The organism is Aliiroseovarius marinus (assembly GCF_050881025.1).
GTDB classification, from domain to species: domain Bacteria; phylum Pseudomonadota; class Alphaproteobacteria; order Rhodobacterales; family Rhodobacteraceae; genus Aliiroseovarius; species Aliiroseovarius marinus_A.
Genome location: NZ_JBNNXQ010000002.1, coordinates 715,148 through 735,402, shown reverse-complemented (window position 1 = coordinate 735,402; position 20,255 = coordinate 715,148). Strand labels below are relative to the sequence as shown.

The 20,255-nt window shown below is 57.9% G+C and carries 32 protein-coding genes; 29 read left to right on the top strand and 3 right to left on the bottom strand.

The features are described 5' to 3' along the window. Positions 1-25: 25 nt before the first annotated feature. The 3 genes from ACRY08_RS09120 to ACRY08_RS09110 all read right to left on the bottom strand — a co-directional run bounded on the left by ACRY08_RS09120 (position 26) and on the right by ACRY08_RS09110 (position 1,712). On the bottom strand, positions 26-619 hold the full coding sequence (locus ACRY08_RS09120) for a hemerythrin domain-containing protein (protein ID WP_432449594.1): 594 nt from the start codon (positions 617-619) through the stop codon (positions 26-28). Next, positions 612-1,235: a TIGR02466 family protein gene (locus ACRY08_RS09115; RefSeq protein WP_432449593.1), complete on the bottom strand. Its 624-nt coding sequence runs from the start codon at positions 1,233-1,235 to the stop codon at positions 612-614. Before ACRY08_RS09115 ends, ACRY08_RS09120 begins: the two co-directional genes overlap by 8 nt. 123 nt (positions 1,236-1,358) lie before the next feature. Continuing rightward, on the bottom strand, positions 1,359-1,712 hold the full coding sequence (locus tag ACRY08_RS09110) for a hypothetical protein (protein ID WP_432449592.1): 354 nt from the start codon (positions 1,710-1,712) through the stop codon (positions 1,359-1,361). Positions 1,713-1,997: 285 nt separating this feature from the next. Between ACRY08_RS09110 and rpmC the strand changes: the two genes are divergently transcribed. The 29 genes from rpmC to ACRY08_RS08965 all read left to right on the top strand — a co-directional run bounded on the left by rpmC (position 1,998) and on the right by ACRY08_RS08965 (position 20,109). After that, positions 1,998-2,198: a 50S ribosomal protein L29 gene (gene rpmC, locus ACRY08_RS09105; protein WP_432449591.1), complete on the top strand. Its 201-nt coding sequence runs from the start codon at positions 1,998-2,000 to the stop codon at positions 2,196-2,198. Positions 2,199-2,212: 14 nt separating this feature from the next. After that, positions 2,213-2,443 carry a 30S ribosomal protein S17 gene (rpsQ, locus tag ACRY08_RS09100; protein ID WP_432449590.1) on the top strand — a complete coding sequence of 77 codons (231 nt, stop codon included), beginning with the start codon at positions 2,213-2,215 and terminating at the stop codon, positions 2,441-2,443. Positions 2,444-2,531: 88 nt separating this feature from the next. After that, entirely contained in the window at positions 2,532-2,900 is a 369-nt protein-coding gene (rplN, locus tag ACRY08_RS09095; protein WP_005621870.1) for a 50S ribosomal protein L14, read from the top strand. A gap of 1 nt (position 2,901) precedes the next feature. Beyond that, complete coding sequence (rplX, locus tag ACRY08_RS09090) at positions 2,902-3,207, top strand: 50S ribosomal protein L24 (protein WP_432449589.1); 306 nt, start codon at positions 2,902-2,904, stop codon at positions 3,205-3,207. Beyond that, positions 3,207-3,770: a 50S ribosomal protein L5 gene (gene rplE / locus ACRY08_RS09085; RefSeq protein WP_432449588.1), complete on the top strand. Its 564-nt coding sequence runs from the start codon at positions 3,207-3,209 to the stop codon at positions 3,768-3,770. Before rplX ends, rplE begins: the two co-directional genes overlap by 1 nt. A gap of 19 nt (positions 3,771-3,789) precedes the next feature. Continuing rightward, entirely contained in the window at positions 3,790-4,095 is a 306-nt protein-coding gene (gene rpsN / locus ACRY08_RS09080) for a 30S ribosomal protein S14 (RefSeq protein WP_432449587.1), read from the top strand. Positions 4,096-4,108: 13 nt separating this feature from the next. After that, on the top strand, positions 4,109-4,501 hold the full coding sequence (gene rpsH, locus ACRY08_RS09075) for a 30S ribosomal protein S8 (protein WP_432449586.1): 393 nt from the start codon (positions 4,109-4,111) through the stop codon (positions 4,499-4,501). 10 nt (positions 4,502-4,511) lie between these two features. After that, complete coding sequence (gene rplF, locus ACRY08_RS09070) at positions 4,512-5,045, top strand: 50S ribosomal protein L6 (protein ID WP_432449585.1); 534 nt, start codon at positions 4,512-4,514, stop codon at positions 5,043-5,045. An 11-nt stretch (positions 5,046-5,056) separates the two neighbouring features. Next, a complete protein-coding gene (gene rplR / locus ACRY08_RS09065; protein WP_432449584.1) occupies positions 5,057-5,416 on the top strand; it encodes a 50S ribosomal protein L18 in 360 nt (119 codons plus the stop codon). 115 nt (positions 5,417-5,531) lie between these two features. After that, complete coding sequence (gene rpsE, locus ACRY08_RS09060; RefSeq protein WP_432449583.1) at positions 5,532-6,107, top strand: 30S ribosomal protein S5; 576 nt, start codon at positions 5,532-5,534, stop codon at positions 6,105-6,107. Positions 6,108-6,120: 13 nt separating this feature from the next. Next, on the top strand, positions 6,121-6,309 hold the full coding sequence (rpmD, locus tag ACRY08_RS09055; RefSeq protein WP_432449582.1) for a 50S ribosomal protein L30: 189 nt from the start codon (positions 6,121-6,123) through the stop codon (positions 6,307-6,309). A 121-nt stretch (positions 6,310-6,430) separates the two neighbouring features. Further along, the gene (locus tag ACRY08_RS09050; RefSeq protein WP_432449581.1) at positions 6,431-7,234 is read left to right on the top strand and encodes a DUF4145 domain-containing protein; all 804 of its coding nucleotides are present in this window, start codon (positions 6,431-6,433) and stop codon (positions 7,232-7,234) included. A gap of 105 nt (positions 7,235-7,339) precedes the next feature. Continuing rightward, entirely contained in the window at positions 7,340-7,483 is a 144-nt protein-coding gene (locus ACRY08_RS09045) for a hypothetical protein (RefSeq protein ID WP_432449580.1), read from the top strand. Positions 7,484-7,605: 122 nt separating this feature from the next. Beyond that, positions 7,606-8,442 carry a DMT family transporter gene (locus tag ACRY08_RS09040; RefSeq protein ID WP_432449579.1) on the top strand — a complete coding sequence of 279 codons (837 nt, stop codon included), beginning with the start codon at positions 7,606-7,608 and terminating at the stop codon, positions 8,440-8,442. A gap of 138 nt (positions 8,443-8,580) precedes the next feature. Further along, positions 8,581-9,051, top strand: a complete 471-nt coding sequence (gene rplO / locus ACRY08_RS09035; protein WP_432449578.1) for a 50S ribosomal protein L15 — start codon at positions 8,581-8,583, stop codon at positions 9,049-9,051. A 104-nt stretch (positions 9,052-9,155) separates the two neighbouring features. Further along, complete coding sequence (gene secY, locus ACRY08_RS09030; RefSeq protein WP_432449577.1) at positions 9,156-10,511, top strand: preprotein translocase subunit SecY; 1,356 nt, start codon at positions 9,156-9,158, stop codon at positions 10,509-10,511. Beyond that, positions 10,508-11,086 carry an adenylate kinase gene (locus tag ACRY08_RS09025; RefSeq protein ID WP_432449576.1) on the top strand — a complete coding sequence of 193 codons (579 nt, stop codon included), beginning with the start codon at positions 10,508-10,510 and terminating at the stop codon, positions 11,084-11,086. Before secY ends, ACRY08_RS09025 begins: the two co-directional genes overlap by 4 nt. Positions 11,087-11,373: 287 nt before the next feature. Beyond that, positions 11,374-11,742 carry a 30S ribosomal protein S13 gene (gene rpsM / locus ACRY08_RS09020; protein WP_108857343.1) on the top strand — a complete coding sequence of 123 codons (369 nt, stop codon included), beginning with the start codon at positions 11,374-11,376 and terminating at the stop codon, positions 11,740-11,742. A 15-nt stretch (positions 11,743-11,757) separates the two neighbouring features. Next, positions 11,758-12,147, top strand: a complete 390-nt coding sequence (gene rpsK / locus ACRY08_RS09015) for a 30S ribosomal protein S11 (RefSeq protein ID WP_108857342.1) — start codon at positions 11,758-11,760, stop codon at positions 12,145-12,147. Between the two features lie 110 nt (positions 12,148-12,257). After that, positions 12,258-13,274, top strand: a complete 1,017-nt coding sequence (locus tag ACRY08_RS09010; protein WP_432449575.1) for a DNA-directed RNA polymerase subunit alpha — start codon at positions 12,258-12,260, stop codon at positions 13,272-13,274. Positions 13,275-13,484: 210 nt separating this feature from the next. After that, on the top strand, positions 13,485-13,913 hold the full coding sequence (gene rplQ / locus ACRY08_RS09005) for a 50S ribosomal protein L17 (RefSeq protein ID WP_432449574.1): 429 nt from the start codon (positions 13,485-13,487) through the stop codon (positions 13,911-13,913). 196 nt (positions 13,914-14,109) lie between these two features. After that, entirely contained in the window at positions 14,110-14,718 is a 609-nt protein-coding gene (locus ACRY08_RS09000) for an autoinducer binding domain-containing protein (RefSeq protein ID WP_432449573.1), read from the top strand. A 50-nt stretch (positions 14,719-14,768) separates the two neighbouring features. After that, complete coding sequence (locus ACRY08_RS08995) at positions 14,769-16,082, top strand: replication-associated recombination protein A (RefSeq protein ID WP_432449572.1); 1,314 nt, start codon at positions 14,769-14,771, stop codon at positions 16,080-16,082. Between the two features lie 101 nt (positions 16,083-16,183). Further along, on the top strand, positions 16,184-16,630 hold the full coding sequence (locus ACRY08_RS08990) for a c-type cytochrome (protein ID WP_432449571.1): 447 nt from the start codon (positions 16,184-16,186) through the stop codon (positions 16,628-16,630). Between the two features lie 15 nt (positions 16,631-16,645). Further along, a complete protein-coding gene (locus tag ACRY08_RS08985) occupies positions 16,646-17,251 on the top strand; it encodes a cytochrome b/b6 domain-containing protein (RefSeq protein WP_432449570.1) in 606 nt (201 codons plus the stop codon). A gap of 43 nt (positions 17,252-17,294) precedes the next feature. Further along, the gene (crcB, locus tag ACRY08_RS08980) at positions 17,295-17,672 is read left to right on the top strand and encodes a fluoride efflux transporter CrcB (RefSeq protein WP_432449569.1); all 378 of its coding nucleotides are present in this window, start codon (positions 17,295-17,297) and stop codon (positions 17,670-17,672) included. Next, positions 17,669-18,712, top strand: coding sequence for an RluA family pseudouridine synthase (locus ACRY08_RS08975; protein ID WP_432449568.1), 1,044 nt, complete (start codon positions 17,669-17,671; stop codon positions 18,710-18,712). Before crcB ends, ACRY08_RS08975 begins: the two co-directional genes overlap by 4 nt. Next, positions 18,713-19,396, top strand: coding sequence for an HAD-IA family hydrolase (locus ACRY08_RS08970; protein ID WP_432449567.1), 684 nt, complete (start codon positions 18,713-18,715; stop codon positions 19,394-19,396). It abuts the gene before it with no gap. After that, entirely contained in the window at positions 19,393-20,109 is a 717-nt protein-coding gene (locus ACRY08_RS08965; protein WP_432449566.1) for an ATP12 family chaperone protein, read from the top strand. Before ACRY08_RS08970 ends, ACRY08_RS08965 begins: the two co-directional genes overlap by 4 nt. The last annotated feature ends 146 nt before the right edge of the window (positions 20,110-20,255 follow it).

Below are 20,255 nucleotides of genomic sequence, written 5' to 3'. Positions count from 1 at the left end.
TTTAGATTTGATGGTTGAAGATTCGTTACACCCCAACCCCATAAACCCCAATCGCCTCTTCCAGCTGGGTCTCTTCATAGCCGAAATGCGACTGCACCACGGTCTCCAGCTGCCTGAACAGCGCGCGAGCCTCGTTGAATTTTTCAGCGTCGACCTCGAACATCAGTGCCATGGCTGCGCGCTCCAGTCGGACCAGCAACTCGTGTACAACCTTGTGCTCTTCCTTCAGGCGTTCGACCACGGCACGCAGGGCGTCGTTGCCTTTCGTGGCGAGCTCCGGGAACAGCGCGTATTCCTCGATGTCGTGATGCCCGTTCAGCACCTTGCATTCCCGCCCGCAGAGCGACCCGAATTGCCGGACGTTCTGTGCGAACTCGGCGGAGGTCAGGGCGTCGGACAGGTCTTTGCCCGAGGCCTCGCCCGCCTCGATCCGGTCCAGCACGATGCCGATCCGGCCCACATCGTTCAGATGCATCCGGTGGATCGCCGCCAGCCGCCGCCCCATGCGTCGGTCGTTGTCCGTCGCCTCTGGCATCGCGGGCATGGTCGGGCGGGTGCCGTAGTCGACGGTCAGGTCGGACAGGGGGGTGTTGCTGAGGTCTCCCAAGTGATCACTCACCCCATTTGTAATTGAAACTCACCGACAGGCGTTCTTCTTCGCCGGTGTTCTGCATCACCTCGTGGCGCAGCCAGCTTTCCCACAAGAGCACGTCGCCCTCGGCAGGCCGTTTGGTGATGAAGCTCTGCAACTCTTCACGCGCGTTCTTGCGACGCGGGGGCGCGGCCATCATGCGGGCGTGGCGCGGGTCTTCATAGCGCAGCGCGCCGGCGCCCTCGGGGAGCGCCAGATAGGTGGTGCCGGAAATGACCGAATGCGGGTGAATATGCGCCGAGTGATAGCCGCCGGGGGGCAGGATGTTGATCCAGATATCCTCGAGCACCAATTCGCGGCCATCCAGATTGAACTCCAGATCCTCGGCAAAGGCGGCGACGTGCTTGTCCAGACTGTCGACCAGATCCTTGAAGATCGGAAAGCGCCAGGGCAGGTCGGTCAGGGAGGCGTAAGAAGTGTAGCCGGGATAGCCCTCGGCTTCGCACCATTCCTGTCCGGCCTCGTCATCCTCGGCGATGGAATAGCAGCTGTCATAAAGCTCGTCCTGGCTGACCTTGGGGTCAAACTCGGACAGTTGAGCATGGTAAAGGCGGGTCACGAAGAGAGAGGAGATATTGGCCATGGGGCAGGGATAGCGGAATTGTGCACCGAGTGCGAGAGGGCCAACAAAAAACCCGGAGAAAACGATGAAGCGCTCTCCGGGTCAATGTCTATGAGCTTGTAGTTTAGGCTGTAGGCCGCTCGATTAGCACTTCAGCAAAATCGGGATCGCACCACCAAACATTCCGTAGTGCGCTGACGTCATGGTCGCCTCCATGGGAATCCCGATGTTAACGGGCGGATTGCCCTTGCAGCCGGACCTCTTCTCCGCCGCGGCCGTTAGCTCTGCCAGCGTGACCGCCCCTGGGATACCTTTGACCAGCGCGACTTTGCCGTCTGGGGAGATGTTTACATTGATTTTTTGTTCTCCAGACCCGACGGTTTGCGCGGCCTCTGGGTCAAGGTGCTGGATCTTGGCTTCGGTTTCAGGCGAAAGCTCGGTCGACATGCAGCCCGCAATGGAAAGAACGGCACAAACGCAGGTTAGTTGCTTGATCATTAGAAATCCTCGTGAATAACATTAATGCACGATGCCAATAGCTTTCTCGTTTTGGTTGTTCAATTGGAAAATTTGCAGCCTGAGCGCCTCTGACCAATTGGTAGCCTTGTTAGATTTGATTTCCCCAAACTTTCCCTTGCCCCCAAGGCCCAACCACCCTATAGACGCACATCTCGCGGATTCCCGGCAACGGGATTCGTGTGTATTGCATATAACCCACCAGGCTAAGGGTGACCTTCCGCAAAGTCGGGAAGAGCTCTCTGGTGCAAGGAAAGGAAAAGGCGAATGAACGCCAAGGAACTGCGTGATCAGTCTCCTGACCAGCTGCGCGAAAAGCTGGCAGAGCTGAAAAAGGAAAGCTTCAACCTGCGTTTTCAGCAGGCCACCGGCGCCCTCGAAAACACCGCTCAGATGCGTAAGATCCGCCGCGATGCCGCGCGTGTGAAAACCATCCTGAACGAACAAGCTGCAGCTGCAGCTGAATAAGAGGAGCTCTGAGAATGCCCAAACGTATCCTGTCCGGCACCGTCACCAGCGCTGCCAACGAACAAACCGTTACCGTGTCGGTTGAACGCCGCTTCACCCACCCGGTTCTGAAGAAAACCATCCGTAAGTCCAAGAAGTACCGGGCTCACGATGAGAAGAATGCCTATAAGGCAGGCGACGCCGTCCGCATCATCGAATGTGCGCCGAAGTCGAAAACCAAGCGTTGGGAAGTTCTGGAAGGCTAAGTTCTGCTTACCTTCCCGGACGACTTAACAAGTCGAAACCCTGGGGGTTCCGCCAAGCATCGGCGCCCCAAAGGTCGGGAGAAACCACATGATCCAGATGCAAACCAATCTGGATGTAGCTGACAACAGCGGCGCTCGCCGTGTTCAGTGCATCAAGGTTCTGGGTGGTTCCAAGCGTAAATACGCATCCGTAGGCGACATCATCGTCGTCTCGGTCAAGGAAGCCATCCCGCGCGGTCGCGTGAAGAAAGGTGACGTCCGTAAGGCCGTCGTCGTGCGCACCGCCAAAGAGGTCCGTCGTGAAGACGGCACCGCCATCCGCTTCGACCGCAATGCGGCCGTTATTCTGAACAACAACAACGAGCCCGTGGGCACCCGTATCTTCGGACCGGTTGTTCGCGAACTGCGCGCGAAGAACTTCATGAAGATCATCTCGCTGGCTCCGGAGGTTCTGTAAGATGGCTGCTAAGTTGAAAAAAGGCGACAAGGTTGTCGTTCTGGCCGGTAAGGACAAGGGCAAGCAGGGCGAGATTTCGTCCGTTGACCCGAAAGCCGGCAAAGCCGTTGTTGACGGCGTGAACATGGCAATCCGCCACACTCGTCAGAGCCAGAACGCTCAGGGCGGTCGCATCCCGAAAGCGATGCCGATCCAACTGTCGAACCTGGCCCTGCTGGACAAAAACGGCAAAGCCACCCGCGTTGGCTTCCGCGAGGAAGACGGCAAGAAAGTGCGCTACGCCAAAACCACCGGGGAGACCGTCTGATGCTGGATAACGCAAATTACACCCCGCGTCTTAAGACGGTTTACGAAGACAGCATTCGTGCCGCTCTGAAAGAAGAGTTCGGCTATAAAAACGACATGCAGATCCCCCGTCTGGACAAGATCGTCCTGAACATCGGCTGCGGTGCAGAAGCTGTGAAGGACTCGAAGAAAGCCAAGTCGGCAATCGAAGATCTGACCAAAATCGCCGGCCAGCAGGCCGTTGGCACGAAAGCGCGCAAATCGCACGCTCCGTTCCGTCTGCGTGAAGGTATGATCATTGGTGCAAAGGTGACCCTGCGCGGCGAGCGGATGTATGAATTCCTCGACCGTCTGATCACCATCGCGATGCCCCGTATCCGCGACTTCCGCGGCGTTTCGGGCACCTCGTTCGACGGTCGTGGCAACTACGCCACCGGCCTGAAAGAGCACATCGTCTTCCCGGAAATCGACTTCGACAAAGTTGACGAGACCTGGGGCATGGACATCGTGATCGCCACCACCGCTGAAACCGACGCGGAAGCAAAGAGCCTGTTGAAGCACTTCAACATGCCCTTCAACAGCTGATCCGCGGGAAGGAAAAGACATGGCTAAAAAAGCAATGATCGAACGCGAGAAGAAGCGTCAGGCCCTGGTGGAAAAATATGCCGCCAAACGTGCCGCGCTGAAAGAGATCGCAAACGACGAAAGCAACTCGATGGAAGAGCGTTTCAAGGCGCGCCTGAAGCTTGCTAAACTGCCGCGCAACTCGTCGGCCACACGCTTGCACAACCGCTGCCAGCTGACCGGTCGTCCTCATGCTTACTATCGTAAGCTGAAAGTGTCGCGTATCGCACTGCGGGAACTTGGTTCGAATGGCCAGATCCCCGGTCTGGTGAAATCGAGCTGGTAAGGGAGAGACAGATATGAACGATCCTATCGGCGATATGCTCACCCGTATCCGCAACTCCCAAATGCGCGGGAAATCGGTGGTTTCGACCCCCGCTTCCAAGCTGCGCGCCTGGGTTCTGGATGTCCTGGCCGACGAAGGCTACATCCGCGGCTACGAAAAAGGCACTGACGAGCGTGGTCACGCCACCCTCGAAATCAGCCTCAAATACTTTGACGGTGTTCCGGTTATCCGCGAACTCAAGCGGGTTTCGACCCCTGGCCGTCGCGTCTATATGGGCGTGAAAGACATCCCGCAGGTCCGTCAGGGTCTGGGTGTGTCGATCGTTTCGACCCCTAAAGGCGTCATGTCCGATGCAAACGCTCGCAGCCAGAATGTTGGTGGCGAAGTGCTTTGCACCGTCTTCTAAGGAGGTCTTAATGTCTCGTATTGGTAAGAAACCGGTCGAGCTGCCCGCAGGTGTCACCGCGACGCTTTCGGGTCAGACCGTAGAAGTGAAAGGCCCGAAAGGCGTCCTTTCGTTCACCGCCACGGACGATGTCACCATCGCCATTGAAGACAACCAGGTCACTGTCGAGCCGCGCGGCAAATCCAAGCGTGCCCGTCAGCAGTGGGGCATGAGCCGCACAATGGTTGGCAACATGGTCACCGGTGTCACCGACGGCTTCAAGAAAGAGCTGGAAATCAACGGTGTTGGTTACCGTGCTCAGATGCAGGGCAACACCCTGAAGCTGAACCTTGGCCTGTCGCATGACGTTGACTACGTCGCTCCGGAGGGCGTCACCGTGACCGCTCCGAAGCCGACCGAAATCATCGTTGAAGGCATTGATCAACAACTCGTCGGCCAGGTCGCGGCCAATATCCGCGCATGGCGTAAGCCCGAGCCCTACAAAGGCAAAGGCATCAAATACAAAGACGAGTATATCTTCCGCAAGGAAGGTAAGAAGAAGTAAGGACCAGACAGATGGCAAACAGCAAACGGACCCTGTTCCTCAAGCGCCGCCTGCGCGTCCGGAACAAACTTCGCAAACGCAATGTTGGCAAGCTGCGCCTTTCGGTGCACCGCTCGTCGAAAAACATTTCGGTGCAGATCATCGACGACGCTCAGGGCACGACCCTGGCTTCCGCTTCGTCGCTGGAAAAAGCACTGGGTGTTGTCGGCAAAAACAACGTGGAGGCCGCTTCCAAAGTGGGCGCCGCGATTGCCGAACGTGCGAAAAAAGCTGGCGTCGAAGAATGCTACTTCGACCGCGGCGGCTTCCTCTTCCACGGCAAGGTGAAGGCTCTGGCCGACGCTGCGCGTGAAGGTGGCTTGAAGTTCTAAGAAACCAGAGAGGGGCATTGGTCTGACCACTGCCCTTCCGATGATCCGGGGGCATCCTGCCCACTGGGATCGAGTATTACGGCGCATCAGCGCGCCACCATGAAAGGATGTTCTGATGGCAGAACGTGAGAACCGCCGGAACCGTCGCGACCGCGACGAAGCGCCGGAATTTGCAGATCGCCTGGTCGCGATCAACCGTGTGTCGAAAACCGTCAAGGGTGGTAAGCGCTTCGGCTTTGCTGCTCTCGTCGTTGTTGGCGACCAGAAAGGCCGCGTTGGCTTTGGTAAAGGTAAAGCGAAAGAGGTCCCCGAGGCCATTCGTAAAGCCACCGAGCAGGCCAAGCGCCAGATGATCCGCGTGCCCCTGAAAGAGGGCCGCACCCTGCACCACGACATCGAAGGTCGTCACGGTGCCGGCAAGGTGATCATGCGCACCGCCCCGGAAGGTACTGGTATCATTGCCGGTGGTCCGATGCGTGCCGTGTTCGAAATGCTGGGCATCAAGGACGTTGTGTCGAAGTCGCTGGGTTCGCAGAACCCCTACAACATGATCCGCGCCACCATCGACGGTCTGAACAAAGAAGCCAGCCCGCGCATGATCGCACAGCGTCGTGGCAAGAAAGTCGCTGACATTCTGGGCGCAAAATCTGAAGCTCCGGCCGCCGACGCTGCCGAAGCCGCAGACGCGTAAGGAGATCTGACCAATGGCTAAAACCATCGTTGTAAAACAGATCGGTTCCCCGATCCGTCGCCCCCAAGACCAGCGTGCCACGCTGATCGGCCTGGGCCTGAACAAGATGCACAAGACCCGCGAACTTGAAGACACGCCCGCTGTGCGCGGCATGATCAACAAGATCTCGCACATGGTTGAGATTGTGGAAGAGAAGGGCTGAGTTCAGCGCTCTCTTGAAGAATTGAAGCACCCCGGTCAGAAATGGCCGGGGTGTTTTTGTTTGGTGCGTTGAAACGCAGCACTACCATAAAACTGTTTTAAGAAATCAAAGGGCAATTCCAATGGCTACATACATTCTCCCAAAGTTTGGTGAAATTCGTTTCTCGTGCCCACACTGTGGTGCATTAGCACACCAATATTGGGGGGCGACAATGGTGAAATGGCTCAAGAAGGACGCATCTCCAGCTCGCTGGGGAATAGATGAACTCAAGAAAGTCTATGAGGAGCAAAAGGAGCTAGATCCCAAGGAACGTTTCTCTGACTTTGAAAAGCTCCCCGAGTACATCGAAGCCGCAAGCGGAAAGATTATGGCAAGTCGCCATCGAGAGGATCCATATTCTCATTTGATCTATCAGCTTGATGTTTCGAAATGTGATTCTTGCGAGGAAATTGCGCTTTGGATGGGGGACAAAATGGTGTTTCCAGCAGTTGGTCCATCAGTTTTCGCCAATCAAGATATGTCCAGAGACGTTCGAAAGCTATATGATGAAGCGGGAGCTGTCTTTTCAACTTCACCTCGCTCAGCTGCGGCCATGCTACGGTTGGCTCTTCAAGTTCTTTTAAAAGAACTCGGAGGTAAGGGAACAAACATCAACGATGACATTGACTATCTTTCTGACAATGGCCTCTCGCCTCAGCTCGTTAAGGTTATGCACTCCCTGAGAATAATCGGAAATGAGAGCGTTCATCCGGGGCAAATTTCCGTTGATGACGATCCGTCAATTGCAGAAGCGATGTTTAGGTTAATTAATGAAGTCATTGAGCAACTCGTAACTAGGCCAAGAGAGCAGGAAGAGCTTTGGCTGATGTTGCCGGAAAACAAACGCAAACCTGTCGAAAAGAAAATTAACAAAACAGAAAAGTAACCCATGCACTGCCCACAACCCCGCCTTTCCAAAACAGCGATGGTCCCCTGACAAAACCCCTCCTATGAGGGCGCGAACAAAGTTACCCTGCTAAGGACCATCACCATGAACGCGCTTATCGCACCTGTGACCCCGCTCGCCTCGGCCATTGCCGATCTGATCATCGCAGCCCAGTCCGCTACCCGCCGGTTCCTGACCTCGGACAAGGTGCCGACCTGGACCGAGTACCTGGGTGATTGCAACAAATAAGAAACCACTCACAGATCAAAACCCCGGCCATCGCGCCGGGGTTTTTCTTTGTCCTGTCGGAATGGTGATTGGCAGCGCCGCGCGCCGGGCGCTATGGCTGAACCAAAGCTTGAAAGACATGCATGCGCCTGATTGCCCTCACCACCCTGACCATGATCGCCTTTGCGGCCAATTCGCTGTTAAACCGGGCGGGTCTGGCCGGGGATCATATCGGCCCGGCGGGGTTCGCGTTGATCCGTGTGGTCGCGGGGGCGGTGACCTTGTGGGGCCTCGTGGCGCTTGGCTCCCGCGGCTTGCCGCAGCGCCCGCGCCCGGATTGGGTCGCCGTGCTTGCGCTCGTCGCATATCTGCTCGGGTTTTCCTTTGCCTATCTGGCACTGGATGCGGGGCTTGGCGCGCTGATCCTTTTTGCGGTGGTGCAGGTGACCATGTTTGCAGGCGCGGTGATCGGAGGCGATATGCCACCGGGGCGCAGATGGGTTGGCATGGCGGTCTCGCTTTGCGGGTTGGCCTATCTGGTCTGGCCGGGCGCAGATGCGCGGATGGACCCGTTGGCGATTGCCCTGATGATCGTCGCGGCCATCGGCTGGGGCGTTTATTCTCTGGTCGGCCGCCGGGCAGAGGCACCGCTCGAAGCGACCACATGGAATTTCATCTATGCGGCGCCCCTAGTGCTGGTGGCCGTGCTGCCCTTTCTTCGTGACGAGCGGATGGGCGTGGTGGGCGTGGGGCTGGCGATCATGTCTGGCGCGCTGACGTCGGGGCTGGGCTACGCGCTTTGGTATCGGGTTTTGCCGCAGCTTGCGGCCAGCACCGGGGCTTTGGTGCAGCTATCTGTCCCGGTGATCGCCATATTTGCCGGGGTCATCTTTCTGGGCGAGGATTTGAGCCTGCGCCTCGTCCTTGCCTCTGCGCTGGTGCTGGGCGGGATCGCTGTGGGCCTTTTGCCGCGCCGATGATGCAGGCAAGGCTTGCGCGGGTCCTATGTGTCGTCTATACGCCCCCGGTGGCCAATTGCGTCACAGAATCAAAACCAAGAAACGCCGTGTTTGGCCCCGTATCGCTTCTGGGGTCAGTTCCGGCAAAGGAGAAGCGACATGAAACTGAATGAACTGCGCGACAATCCCGGCGCAACAAAACCCCGCAAACGTATTGGTCGTGGTCCCGGTTCGGGCACTGGTAAAACCGGTGGCCGTGGTATCAAGGGTCAAAAGTCGCGTTCGGGTGTGGCCATCAATGGCTACGAAGGCGGCCAAATGCCTTTGTACCAGCGTCTTCCCAAGCGTGGCTTCTCGAAGCCGAACCGCAAGAAGTTCGCTGTTGTGAACCTGGGCCTGATCCAGAAGTTCATCGACGAGAAGAAGCTGGACGCCAAGGACATCACCGAAGATACGCTGGTCGCGTCGGGTCTGGTGCGCCGCAAGCTGGACGGTGTTCGTGTGCTGGCCAAAGGCGAACTGACCGCCAAAGCCACCATCACCGTGACCGGTGCGTCGAAATCGGCTGTTGAAGCTGTCGAGAAAGCTGGCGGTAAATTGACCGTCGCTGCTCCGGCCGCTGCCGAATAAGACCTTGTGAGGGGCGCGCGCGCCCCTTACATGTCTAATCACGTTTTAAGCGCCGCCGGAGCCGGGAACGGTCCGGCGGTGTTTTACTTGAATGAGGGGGCCTCATGGCATCTGCTGCAGAACAAATGGCGTCGAACATGAGCTGGAGTGCCTTCGGCAAGGCGACCGAGCTGCGTCAACGCATCTTCTTCACGATCGGGCTTCTGATCATTTACCGCATCGGCACTTATATCCCGATCCCCGGGATCGACGCGGGCGCATTGCGTGACTTCATGGAACAGGCACAATCCGGCATCGCCGGCGTGCTGGGCATGTTCACCGGTGGCGCGCTGAGCCGGATGGGTGTCTTTGCCCTGGGCATCATGCCCTATATTTCCGCCTCGATCATCGTGCAGCTTCTGAGTTCCATGTGGGAACCCCTGAAGCAGCTGAAGAAAGAGGGCGAGCAGGGCCGCAAGAAGATCAACCAGTACACGCGCTACGGCACGGTGCTGCTGGCGACGGGTCAGGCCTTTGCCCTGGCCAACTCGCTGCAGGCAGGGGACCTTGTGACCAATCCCGGCGGGTTCTTCATCGCGGCTTGTGTGATCACCCTTGTGGGCGGCACCATGTTCCTGATGTGGCTGGGTGAGCAGATCACCGCACGCGGCATCGGCAATGGTATCTCGCTGATCATTTTCGTCGGCATCGTGGCAGAGATTCCCGCCGCTCTGGGTCAGTTTCTGGCCTCGGGTCGTTCGGGCGCCATCAGCCCTGCCGTGATCATCGGCGTTCTGGTGATGATCGTCGCCGTGATTGCTTTCGTCGTGTTCATGGAGCGTGCGCTGCGCAAAGTGCATATCCAGTACCCGCGCCGTCAGGTTGGCATGAAAATGTATGACGGTGGTTCCAGCCACCTGCCGATCAAGGTGAACCCGGCGGGCGTGATCCCGGCGATTTTCGCCTCGGCGCTGCTGCTGCTGCCCACGACGATCTCGACCTTCTCGTCGGGTCAGGCCGGTCCGATCATGTCGACGATCTTGGCCTATTTCGGCCCCGGCCAGCCTCTGTATCTTCTGTTCTTCTCGGGCATGATCATCTTCTTCACCTTCTTCTACACCAAGGAAGTGGCGTTCAAGACCGATGAAGTGGCTGACAACCTGAAGAACCAGAATGGTTTCGTGCCCGGCATTCGCCCCGGCAAGAAAACGGCCGAGTATCTTGACTATGTGGTCACCCGCCTTTTGACGCTCGGTTCGATCTATCTGGCGGCGGTCTGCCTGTTACCCGAGATCCTGCGCGCCCAGCTGGCCATCCCGTTCTACTTCGGCGGCACCTCGGTCCTGATCGTTGTGTCGGTGACCATGGACACCATCCAGCAAGTTCAATCGCACCTTCTGGCTCACCAGTATGAGGGTCTGATCGAGAAGTCCCAGCTTCGTGGTAAGAAGCGCGGCAAAAAGGCTCCGTCACGTCGATGAACATCATTCTTCTTGGACCGCCCGGTGCTGGCAAAGGCACCCAAGCTGAAAAACTGGTTGAAGAGCGGGGCATGATCCAGCTTTCCACCGGCGACATGTTGCGCGAAGCCAAGGCCTCGGGCAGCGAGATGGGCAAGAAGGTTGCCGCGATCATGGACGCGGGCGAGCTTGTCACCGACGAGATCGTCATTGGCTTGATCGAAGAAAAGCTGGAAGGCGACACTGGCGGCGGTTTCATCTTTGACGGTTTCCCCCGCACGCTGCCTCAGGCGGACGCGCTTGGCGCGCTTCTGAAGAAGCACGGCCAGTCGCTGGACGCGGTGATCGAGATGCAGGTGGATGATGACGTGCTTGTTGGCCGCATCGTTGGACGCGCCGAGGAAGCCCGCAAAGCCGGCAAGCCCGTGCGTGCAGATGATAACGAGGAAAGCCTGAAGATCCGTCTGATGGAATACTACAAGAAAACATCGCCGCTGATCGGCTATTACTGGGCCAAGGGCGATCTGAAATCGGTCAATGGTCTGGGCACCATCGAAGAGGTGCAGGGCGAGATTGCCGAGCTACTTGGCACCTGATCTAGACGCTAAAGAGCAATTTCCAAGCGCCGCAGTCTGATCGTGGCGCTTGGTTTTTTTGGGCCAGGCTGGGGTGTGCAAAAGGCTTGGCGCACTGATGGGTTGACGAACTGTTTAAACCCATCTAAGTCACCCCATCCCTTACGGGAATCGGTGTGTCTGCCGGGTCGCTCCCGCAGATGTACCAGACCAAAGAATTCAGCGCGGCCCGCTTGGAATGATCCGGCGGGCTTCCGTTGTGAAAAAAGGTTCCGGCGTTACGGAACCGCAACGAAAGGAAAGACTACGTGGCACGTATTGCTGGCGTAAACATCCCGACCCACAAACGGGTCCCGATCGCCCTGACCTATATCACCGGTATTGGCCATACCTCGGCTGCCGCTATCTGCGAAGCCGTGAACATCGACGTGACCCGTCGTGTGAACGAACTGTCGGATGCCGAAGTTCTGGCCATCCGCGAGCACATCGACGCGACCTACACCGTTGAAGGTGACCTGCGCCGCGAAGTGCAGATGAACATCAAGCGTCTGATGGACCTGGGCTGCTACCGCGGTCTGCGTCACCGTCGCAACCTTCCCGTTCGTGGTCAGCGTACCTCGACCAACGCACGTACCCGCAAAGGCCCCGCAAAGGCCATTGCCGGTAAGAAGAAATAAGGGAGGGTTTGACCAATGGCTCGCGATAAGACTCGTACCAAGCGTAAAGAGCGTAAGAACATCGCATCCGGTGTTGCTCACGTGAACTCTTCGTTCAACAACACCAAGATCCTGATCTCGGACGTGCAAGGCAACGCCATTTCGTGGTCGTCGGCTGGCACCATGGGTTTCAAAGGCTCGCGTAAGTCGACGCCTTATGCCGCTCAGATGGCGGCTGAAGATGCAGGCAAAAAAGCGCAGGAACACGGCGTTAAGACGCTGGAAGTTGAAGTTCAGGGCCCCGGTTCGGGCCGTGAATCGGCTCTGCGTGCGCTGGCTGCCATCGGTTTCAACATCACCTCGATCCGTGATGTGACCCCGATCGCACACAACGGCTGCCGCCCGCCGAAGCGCCGCCGCGTTTAAGGCAAGTATTACGGCCGGGCTGCGCAGGGACGCGTGGCCCGGTTTCCGTCATTTTAACCTCGGGCGTCCTGCCCTTTGGACATGGGGACAGGACAAGTATGGAGGGACGCATGATCCACAAGAACTGGGCAGAACTGATCAAGCCGACACAGCTGGACGTAAAGCCGGGCAATGACCCCGCACGTCAGGCGACCGTGATCGCCGAACCGCTGGAGCGTGGCTTTGGTCTGACCTTGGGCAACGCCCTGCGCCGCGTGCTGATGAGCTCGCTTCAAGGTGCCGCCATCACGTCGGTTCAGATCGACAACGTATTGCACGAGTTCAGCTCGGTTGCCGGTGTGCGTGAAGACGTGACCGACATCGTTCTGAACCTCAAAGGCGTTGCGATCAACATGGAAGTCGAAGGCCCCAAGCGCCTGTCGATTTCGGCCAAAGGCCCGATGGTTGTGACCGCTGGCGACATTTCGGAAACGGCTGGCATCGAGGTCCTGAACAAGGATCACGTGATCTGTCACCTGGATGACGGCGCGGATCTGTTCATGGAACTGACCGTCAACACCGGCAAAGGCTATGTCGCTTCTGACAAGAACAAACCGGAAGATGCGCCGATCGGCCTGATCCCGGTTGATGCGATCTATTCGCCGGTCAAGAAAGTGTCGTATGACGTGCAGCCGACCCGTGAAGGTCAGGTTCTGGACTATGACAAGCTGACGCTGAAGCTGGAAACCGATGGGTCCGTGACCCCGGAAGACGCCGTGGCCTTCGCTGCGCGCATTCTGCAAGACCAGCTGTCGATCTTCGTAAACTTCGACGAGCCGGAAGCGGCTGGCCGTCAGGACGAAGACGATGGTCTCGAGTTCAACCCGCTTCTTCTGAAGAAAGTGGACGAGCTGGAACTGTCGGTGCGTTCGGCAAACTGCCTGAAGAACGACAACATCGTTTACATCGGCGATCTGATCCAGAAAACCGAAGCCGAGATGCTCCGCACCCCGAACTTCGGTCGCAAGTCGCTCAACGAGATCAAAGAAGTGCTTTCGGGCATGGGTCTGCACCTTGGCATGGATGTCGAGGAATGGCCGCCTGAGAATATCGAAGAGCTCGCCAAGAAATTCGAAGATCAGTTCTGATCTTCGAAGCATTCCTAGCAAAAGTGGAAACCGGTTTTGCGGTTCGGGAATGCGAGCAATAAAAATTCGGGGGCCGGATCACTGGCCTCCAAAATGCCCGCCTAATGCGGGGAACATCCGGGCAATCCTGCCCCAAGGAGAGGGACCGACACGCATCGGTTCACAGACAAAGCACCGCTCTCTCAAGAGCACCAAAGAAGGATTAAGAAAATGCGTCACGCTCGTGGTTACCGCCGCCTGAATCGCACCCATGAACACCGCAAAGCGATGTTCGCCAACATGGCTGGTTCGCTGATCGAACATGAACAGATCAAAACGACCCTGCCGAAAGCCAAAGAACTGCGCCCGATCATTGAAAAAATGATCACGCTGGCCAAACGCGGTGACGTACACGCGCGCCGTCAGGCTGCTGCACGTCTGAAGCAAGACCAGCACGTTGCCAAACTTTTCGAAGTTCTCGGCCCGCGCTATGCGGAGCGTCAGGGCGGCTATGTGCGCGTTCTGAAAGCTGGTTTCCGTTATGGTGACATGGCGCCCATGGCGATCATCGAATTCGTTGACCGCGATGTTGATGCCAAAGGGTCTGCTGACCGTGCGCGTCTTGAAGCTGAAGAAGCTGCTGAGGCCGCAGAAGCGTAAGCTTCATCCACAAGATGTTTTGAAGCCCCGCATCGTTTGGTGCGGGGCTTTTTTTGTGCGCATCGCAAAATGCAAATATTACCGTTGCGCTTTGCGCCGTTGAGCCTCAAAAGCACATAAAGCAATCATAGGTTGTTTGACATTCGTAGCCCTGTCTAAAAGGATAGGTTTGGGACGACTTCAAGTGGATGGACACGTGCAAAACTCAGGATTGGATCAGGGGCTGGCAAAGCTCACGGACCTGGCGCCGAAAGGATATGCGCTTGGGCTTCATATTCGCTATGCGTCGGCCCATATCATGATCCAGACCTATGATCCGCGCTGGACCGAGATCTACACCGAGAAAGGCTATATGCTGGCGGATCCGACCGTGTTTTGGGGGTTCGGCAATGAAGGGGCGATCCGGTGGAGCGATGTCGACCTTCCCGATCCCCACGGCATTCTGAAGCAAGCGGCCGGGTTTGGCCTGAACTACGGGATCTGTGTTGCACATGGCCCGACATCCTCGCGCACGATCGGTGGATTCGCCCGTGAAGACCGCGAGTTTAGTGACGAAGAGATCGAGCAAATTCATCAACTCGTGCGCCAACTACATGAACAGTCCACGCCCCCCGAGCAGCTGACATCAGCCCAACGTATGGCTTTGCGTTTGATCGCAAAGGGCAGCCGTCATGCCGAAGCCGCTGCCCTTTTGGGGATCTCGGAAAGTGCGCTTAAGGCGCGCCTTCGATCCGCCCGTGATCGGCTTTTCGTGCGCACAACGGCCGAAGCGATCCAACGCGCGCAGGAATACAACCTGCTCTGATCCCGCGTTTTCGCCTTTCCACCGACCGGGCAGGCGCATAGTTTCATCCCATGCCTGATCTTTTCGACAGTTCCACAGACCGTACGGACCACGCAGCCGAAGCGCCACGCCCCTTGGCGGACAGATTGCGCCCTCAATCCCTTGGCGAGGTGATTGGGCAAGAGCAGGTGTTGGGACCGGAAGCGCCTTTGGGCACCATGTTGGCGGCTGGCAGTTTGGGATCGTTGATATTCTGGGGCCCGCCCGGCGTGGGCAAGACCACCATTGCCCGCCTCTTGGCGCGTGAAACCGATCTGCATTTTGTCCAGATCAGCGCCATCTTTTCTGGTGTGCCCGAATTGCGAAAAGTGTTCGAGGCGGCCAAGCATCGCCGCGCCAACGGGCAGGGGACATTGTTGTTCGTGGATGAAATCCACCGTTTCAACAAAGCTCAGCAAGACGGATTTCTTCCCTATATGGAGGATGGCACCATCCTGCTGGTCGGGGCCACAACCGAAAACCCATCTTTTGAGCTGAACGCAGCTGTGTTGTCACGCTCGCAGGTTCTTGTGCTGACGCGCTTGTCGCTGGCCGATCTGGAACGCCTTGTGCAGCGTGCCGAACAGGAATTGGGCAAGGCACTGCCTCTGAGCGGCGAGGCCCGCGAGGCGCTTTTGGAAATGGCCGATGGCGATGGGCGTGCGCTTTTGAACCTTGTTGAGCAGGTCACGGCATGGAAAGTCGATGGGAAGCTGGATGTCGAAGGGCTGTCCTCGCGCCTGATGAAGCGCGCCGCGATTTACGACAAATCCGGTGACGAACATTACAACCTGATCTCGGCTTTGCATAAATCTGTACGTGGGTCTGATCCGGATGCGGCCCTCTACTGGTTTGCCCGGATGTTGAACGGCGGCGAGGACCCCCGGTTTCTGGCCCGTCGCCTGGTGCGTATGGCTGTTGAAGATATCGGGCTGGGCGACCCTCAGGCGCAGCGGGTCTGCCTGGACGCATGGGAAACCTACGAGCGTTTGGGAAGCCCGGAAGGCGAGCTGGCCCTGTCACAGGCCGTGATCTATCTGGCGCTGGCGCCCAAATCCAACGCAAACTACGTGGCTTACAAGGCTGCGATGAAGGCCGCGAAAAAAACCGGCTCCGCGCCCCCGCCCAAGCATATTCTCAACGCACCGACCCGGTTGATGGAGGAGCAGGGCTATGGGGATGGATATGCCTATGACCACGATGCACCGGACGGTTTTTCGGGGCAAAACTACTTCCCCGACGACATGAAACGCGGTGTTTACTACGTGCCGGTCGAACGCGGTTTTGAGCGAGAGCTGAAAAAACGCACAGACTACTTCGCAAATCTGCGCAGAAAACGCCGATGACATATTCGTGTCTTGAAACTAGGTTTCTTGCGACGGAAAGGTTGAGCTGAGCCGTATCACGCTCAACCTTAACCGATGACCAAGCCATAGGAGCCAAAAATATGCGTTTTGCCATTCTCGCCGCCGCCCTTGCCCTTCCGACAGTTGCGCTTGCCGCCGACCCCGTTCAGGACACCATCGAAGCGCGACAGGGCTTTTACAAGCTTCTGGGCGCCAATATGGGTGTTCTTGCCGGTATGGCGAAGGGCGAGATCGACTATGACGCGGCTGCCGCGCAGACCGCAGCCGACAACATGGGCACGTTGACCTCTTATAATCTGGGGCATCTCTATATGCCCGGCACCTCAAGCGCGGATTCGGACAAAACGCGTGCCCTGCCGAAAATCTGGGAAGATTTCGCGGGCGTTCAGGAAAAAGGTGCGGCCTATGTCGCGGCTGTGAAAGCGATGCAGGGCGTGGCTGGAGCAGGCAAAGATCAGATGGCCGGTGCGCTTGGTGCCTTGGGTGGGTCTTGCAAAGGCTGCCATGACACCTACCGTGCCAAGTAAATCACGGTGACGCATATGGATGATCAGCTGCCCCAAGGCGTTGAACGCGTCAAGCTGTGGGACCCGGCCCTGCGCCTGTTCCATTGGGCGCTGGTCATCTGTGTCGTGACCGGCTGGATGTTGGGCCGGTTTGGGCCCAACATCATGACCCTGCATTTTTATGCCGGCTATGCGGTGGTCGGCTTGCTGGTCTTTCGCATTTTGTGGGGTTTCGTCGGGTCACGCCCCGCCCGGTTTCGCCACTTCCTGTTTGGCCCTAAAAAGACGCTGGCCTATGTGGCCACCATGCCCAAACGCCGCCCCAGCTATTGGCCCGGCCACAATCCGGTAGGCGCCCTGTCGGTCTTTGCGCTTTTGGGCGTATTGTTCGCGCAAGTTGGGACGGGTCTGTTCATTGATGCGGATGACTTCATCAACACCGGCCCGCTGGTCAGCTGGGTCAGCTATGACACGGCGCGCGCGGCCGCGGGGCTGCATTATCGCCTGTCGCTGGCGCTGCTGGCGCTGGTTGTGCTGCATCTGGGCGCGATTGGGTTTTATCGCTTCTGGAAGCGTGAAAACCTTGTGAAACCGATGGTCACCGGGTGGAAAGCTGTGCGTAAAGACCACCCCGACGCCTGACAGAGCGCTTGACAATAAAGGCGCTTGGCCTCAGTCAGTCGCCATGATGACACCCCTTCTTCAAGTTGCATTGGGCGGCGCGCTTGGCGCCTCGGCCCGCTATTTGACCAACACAACGGTCACACGTCTTTTGGGACATGGGTTCCCTGTGGGCACTCTGATGGTGAACATAGTCGGGTCGTTCTTGATGGGCGTGCTTGTGGTGGTGCTGGCCAAAAAGGGAGGGCAGGCTGCCGCACCTTTTTTGATGACTGGCATCTTGGGCGGGTTCACAACCTTCTCGGCCTTTTCGCTGGATGCGGTGACCTTGTATGAACGCGGGCAGGCCGCAGCGGCGATGGGCTATGTGCTCGGGTCCGTTGTGGTGTCGATTTTGGCTTTGATGGCGGGTCTTATGCTGGCCCGAATGGTGTTGGCATGAGCGGCGTTCAGATAATCACCCTTGGCCCGGACGAGGCCGAGCAACGACTTGATCGCTGGGTCAAGCGCATGTTCCCCCATGCTGGTCAGGGGCGCATTGAAAAGGGCTGTCGCAAAGGCGAGTTTCGGGTGAACGGCGCCAAGGTCAAAACCTCGACCCGTGTTGGGCCGGGGGATGAGGTGCGCATACCGCCTTTGCACACCACCAAGGATGAACGCTCCGAGCCGAAGGCCAAGGCGCGCGTGTCGGATGCGGATGCGAAGTTGATCCAGTCCTGTGTGATCTATCGCGACGACCACGTGATTGCCCTCAATAAACCGCCGGGCCTGCCCACGCAGGGTGGCTCGAAACAGACCCGTCATGTGGACGGGCTGGCCGAGGCGCTGAAATTTGAGCGCGAGGAAAAGCCCCGTCTTGTGCATCGTCTGGACAAGGACACCTCAGGCGTTCTGCTTCTGGCGCGCACGCAGGCGGCGGCATCTGGCCTGACGGCGGCGATGCGCCACAAGGAAACGCGCAAGATTTACTGGGCTGTGGTGGCCGGCGTTCCGACGCCCTATCTGGGCGAGATCCGCTATGGGCTTTACAAAGCTGCCGGTGGCGGGCGCGGGGCGGGTGAAAAGATGATCTGCGTGCATCCGCGCGCCATGAACGATTACCCTGATGCCAAGCGCGCGCACACGCTTTATGCCACCCTTTACCGTGTGGCGAGCCGTGCCGCGTGGGTTGCGATGGAGCCGATCACCGGCCGCACCCATCAGCTGCGCGCTCATATGGCTGAAATCGGTCACCCGATCATTGGTGATGGCAAATACGGCGGCTCTTCTCAGGACAACATGGGCGACGGTTGGGGGGCGATGATTGGCGGCGACATTTCCCGCAAACTGCACCTGCACGCGCGCTCGATGACGTTTGAACATCCGGTGACCAAGAAGCCTGTGACCGTGACGGCTGATCTGCCGCCGCATATGGCCGACACTTTCGAGACCTTTGGCTGGACCCCCGATCTGGCCGCCGATGACCCGTTCGAGGCGCTTTGAATGACCACCCTGAAGCTCGCCGTATTCGACGTGGACGGCACACTTATCGACAGTCAGGATTTCATCGTCGAGGCGATGAACCGTGCCTTTGGCGAGATGGGTGTCGCACTGCCCACCCGCGCCGAGGTGTTGTCGATCGTGGGTCTGTCGCTGCATGACGCCATCGCGCGGTTGGTCCCGTCGATGTCCGAACCGGATGTGGCGCATGCCGCGCAGCAATACAAAAACATGTTCATTCAGCTCAGAGCCGAAAAAGGGGGCGAGGCGGCCGCGCCTATGTATCCCGGTGCACGTGCAGCGCTTGAGGCGCTTCATCCGCGAGACGAAGTGCTATTGGGCGTGGCCACGGGCAAGGCACGACGCGGGTTGGATCATGCCTATGATGCGCATGATCTGCGCAAGTTTTTCGTGACCCACCAAACGGCGGATGACCACCCCTCCAAGCCGCACCCCTCTATGCTGAAGCGGGCTTTGGCGGAAACCGGCGCTGACGCAGGAAATGCGGTGATGATCGGTGACACCAGCTTTGACATGGAGATGGGAAAGGCTGCGGGGTTTCGCACAATTGGCGTGACTTGGGGCTATCACCCAAGGGCAGAGCTTGTTTCTGCCGGTGCGGACATCTTGATTGATGCGTTTGCACAATTGCCCTCGGCGCTGGACGAATTATGGGGAAAAGCATGAGCAACTGGGCAGCAAAACGGTTCTGGAAGGAAACAACGGTCGCCGAAGCCGATGAAGGCTTTCAGGTGCTGCTGGATGGGCGTGGGGTGAAGACCCCGGCAAAAGTGCCCCTGGTGGTGCCGACCCGCGCGCTGGCCGACGCCATGGCCGCCGAATGGGAGGCGCAGGAAGACGCGATTGACCCGAATCGCATGCCCGTTACCCGCATGGCCAACTCGGCCATTGATAAGGTCGCGGTTCAACATGCAGCGGTGGCGGACATGTTGGCGGCCTATGGTGACAGCGATTTGCTGTGTTATCGGGCCACGGAACCGCGCGAGTTGATCGCCCGACAGGCGGAACATTGGGACCCCGTTCTGGACTGGGCGGCCAAGGCGCTTGGCGCTCATTTGGTGCCTGTGTCGGGAATCATGCATAGCGCGCAGGATGCGGCATCGGTCGAATCCCTGACCCGTCAGGTACATGCGCTGGACCATTTTCAGCTCGCAGCCTTCCATGATCTTGTCGCCATCTCAGGATCTTTGGTTTTGGGATTCGCGGTGGCCGCGAAACATCTTGATCAGGCTCGTGCATGGGAACTGTCGCGCGTTGATGAAACCTGGCAGCAAGAGCAATGGGGCGTTGATGAAGAAGCCCATGAGCAAGCAGAGAAAAAGCGCGACGCCTTCGCACTGGCAGCGTGGTTTTTTGCCGCAAGCCAGCGCGAAACATAATACAACCAAAGCGTTAGGCTTCGATAATTTTCTTGCTTTACCCTAGGTTAAGTATCGGAATCCGCGATGTTGCCCTTGACGAAATCTGATCAATTCTTTCAAACTCTTTCCATGTTGAGAGGGGAGTCTCCTTTCGCTGACATATA

Bases quoted from the DNA above. Each gene is read 5' to 3' on its own strand.
- ACRY08_RS09115 (WP_432449593.1), bottom strand. From the start codon at position 1,235: ATGGCCAATATCTCCTCTCTCTTCGTGACCCGCCTTTACCATGCTCAA.
- ACRY08_RS09110 (WP_432449592.1), bottom strand. From the start codon at position 1,712: ATGATCAAGCAACTAACCTGCGTTTGTGCCGTTCTTTCCATTGCGGGC.
- rpmC (WP_432449591.1), top strand. From the start codon at position 1,998: ATGAACGCCAAGGAACTGCGTGATCAGTCTCCTGACCAGCTGCGCGAA.
- rpsQ (WP_432449590.1), top strand. From the start codon at position 2,213: ATGCCCAAACGTATCCTGTCCGGCACCGTCACCAGCGCTGCCAACGAA.
- rplN (WP_005621870.1), top strand. From the start codon at position 2,532: ATGATCCAGATGCAAACCAATCTGGATGTAGCTGACAACAGCGGCGCT.
- rplX (WP_432449589.1), top strand. From the start codon at position 2,902: ATGGCTGCTAAGTTGAAAAAAGGCGACAAGGTTGTCGTTCTGGCCGGT.
- rplE (WP_432449588.1), top strand. From the start codon at position 3,207: ATGCTGGATAACGCAAATTACACCCCGCGTCTTAAGACGGTTTACGAA.
- rpsN (WP_432449587.1), top strand. From the start codon at position 3,790: ATGGCTAAAAAAGCAATGATCGAACGCGAGAAGAAGCGTCAGGCCCTG.
- rpsH (WP_432449586.1), top strand. From the start codon at position 4,109: ATGAACGATCCTATCGGCGATATGCTCACCCGTATCCGCAACTCCCAA.
- rplF (WP_432449585.1), top strand. From the start codon at position 4,512: ATGTCTCGTATTGGTAAGAAACCGGTCGAGCTGCCCGCAGGTGTCACC.
- rplR (WP_432449584.1), top strand. From the start codon at position 5,057: ATGGCAAACAGCAAACGGACCCTGTTCCTCAAGCGCCGCCTGCGCGTC.
- rpsE (WP_432449583.1), top strand. From the start codon at position 5,532: ATGGCAGAACGTGAGAACCGCCGGAACCGTCGCGACCGCGACGAAGCG.
- rpmD (WP_432449582.1), top strand. From the start codon at position 6,121: ATGGCTAAAACCATCGTTGTAAAACAGATCGGTTCCCCGATCCGTCGC.
- ACRY08_RS09050 (WP_432449581.1), top strand. From the start codon at position 6,431: ATGGCTACATACATTCTCCCAAAGTTTGGTGAAATTCGTTTCTCGTGC.
- ACRY08_RS09045 (WP_432449580.1), top strand. From the start codon at position 7,340: ATGAACGCGCTTATCGCACCTGTGACCCCGCTCGCCTCGGCCATTGCC.
- ACRY08_RS09040 (WP_432449579.1), top strand. From the start codon at position 7,606: ATGCGCCTGATTGCCCTCACCACCCTGACCATGATCGCCTTTGCGGCC.
- rplO (WP_432449578.1), top strand. From the start codon at position 8,581: ATGAAACTGAATGAACTGCGCGACAATCCCGGCGCAACAAAACCCCGC.
- secY (WP_432449577.1), top strand. From the start codon at position 9,156: ATGGCATCTGCTGCAGAACAAATGGCGTCGAACATGAGCTGGAGTGCC.
- ACRY08_RS09025 (WP_432449576.1), top strand. From the start codon at position 10,508: ATGAACATCATTCTTCTTGGACCGCCCGGTGCTGGCAAAGGCACCCAA.
- rpsK (WP_108857342.1), top strand. From the start codon at position 11,758: ATGGCTCGCGATAAGACTCGTACCAAGCGTAAAGAGCGTAAGAACATC.
- ACRY08_RS09010 (WP_432449575.1), top strand. From the start codon at position 12,258: ATGATCCACAAGAACTGGGCAGAACTGATCAAGCCGACACAGCTGGAC.
- rplQ (WP_432449574.1), top strand. From the start codon at position 13,485: ATGCGTCACGCTCGTGGTTACCGCCGCCTGAATCGCACCCATGAACAC.
- ACRY08_RS08995 (WP_432449572.1), top strand. From the start codon at position 14,769: ATGCCTGATCTTTTCGACAGTTCCACAGACCGTACGGACCACGCAGCC.
- ACRY08_RS08990 (WP_432449571.1), top strand. From the start codon at position 16,184: ATGCGTTTTGCCATTCTCGCCGCCGCCCTTGCCCTTCCGACAGTTGCG.
- ACRY08_RS08985 (WP_432449570.1), top strand. From the start codon at position 16,646: ATGGATGATCAGCTGCCCCAAGGCGTTGAACGCGTCAAGCTGTGGGAC.
- crcB (WP_432449569.1), top strand. From the start codon at position 17,295: ATGATGACACCCCTTCTTCAAGTTGCATTGGGCGGCGCGCTTGGCGCC.
- ACRY08_RS08975 (WP_432449568.1), top strand. From the start codon at position 17,669: ATGAGCGGCGTTCAGATAATCACCCTTGGCCCGGACGAGGCCGAGCAA.
- ACRY08_RS08970 (WP_432449567.1), top strand. From the start codon at position 18,713: ATGACCACCCTGAAGCTCGCCGTATTCGACGTGGACGGCACACTTATC.
- ACRY08_RS08965 (WP_432449566.1), top strand. From the start codon at position 19,393: ATGAGCAACTGGGCAGCAAAACGGTTCTGGAAGGAAACAACGGTCGCC.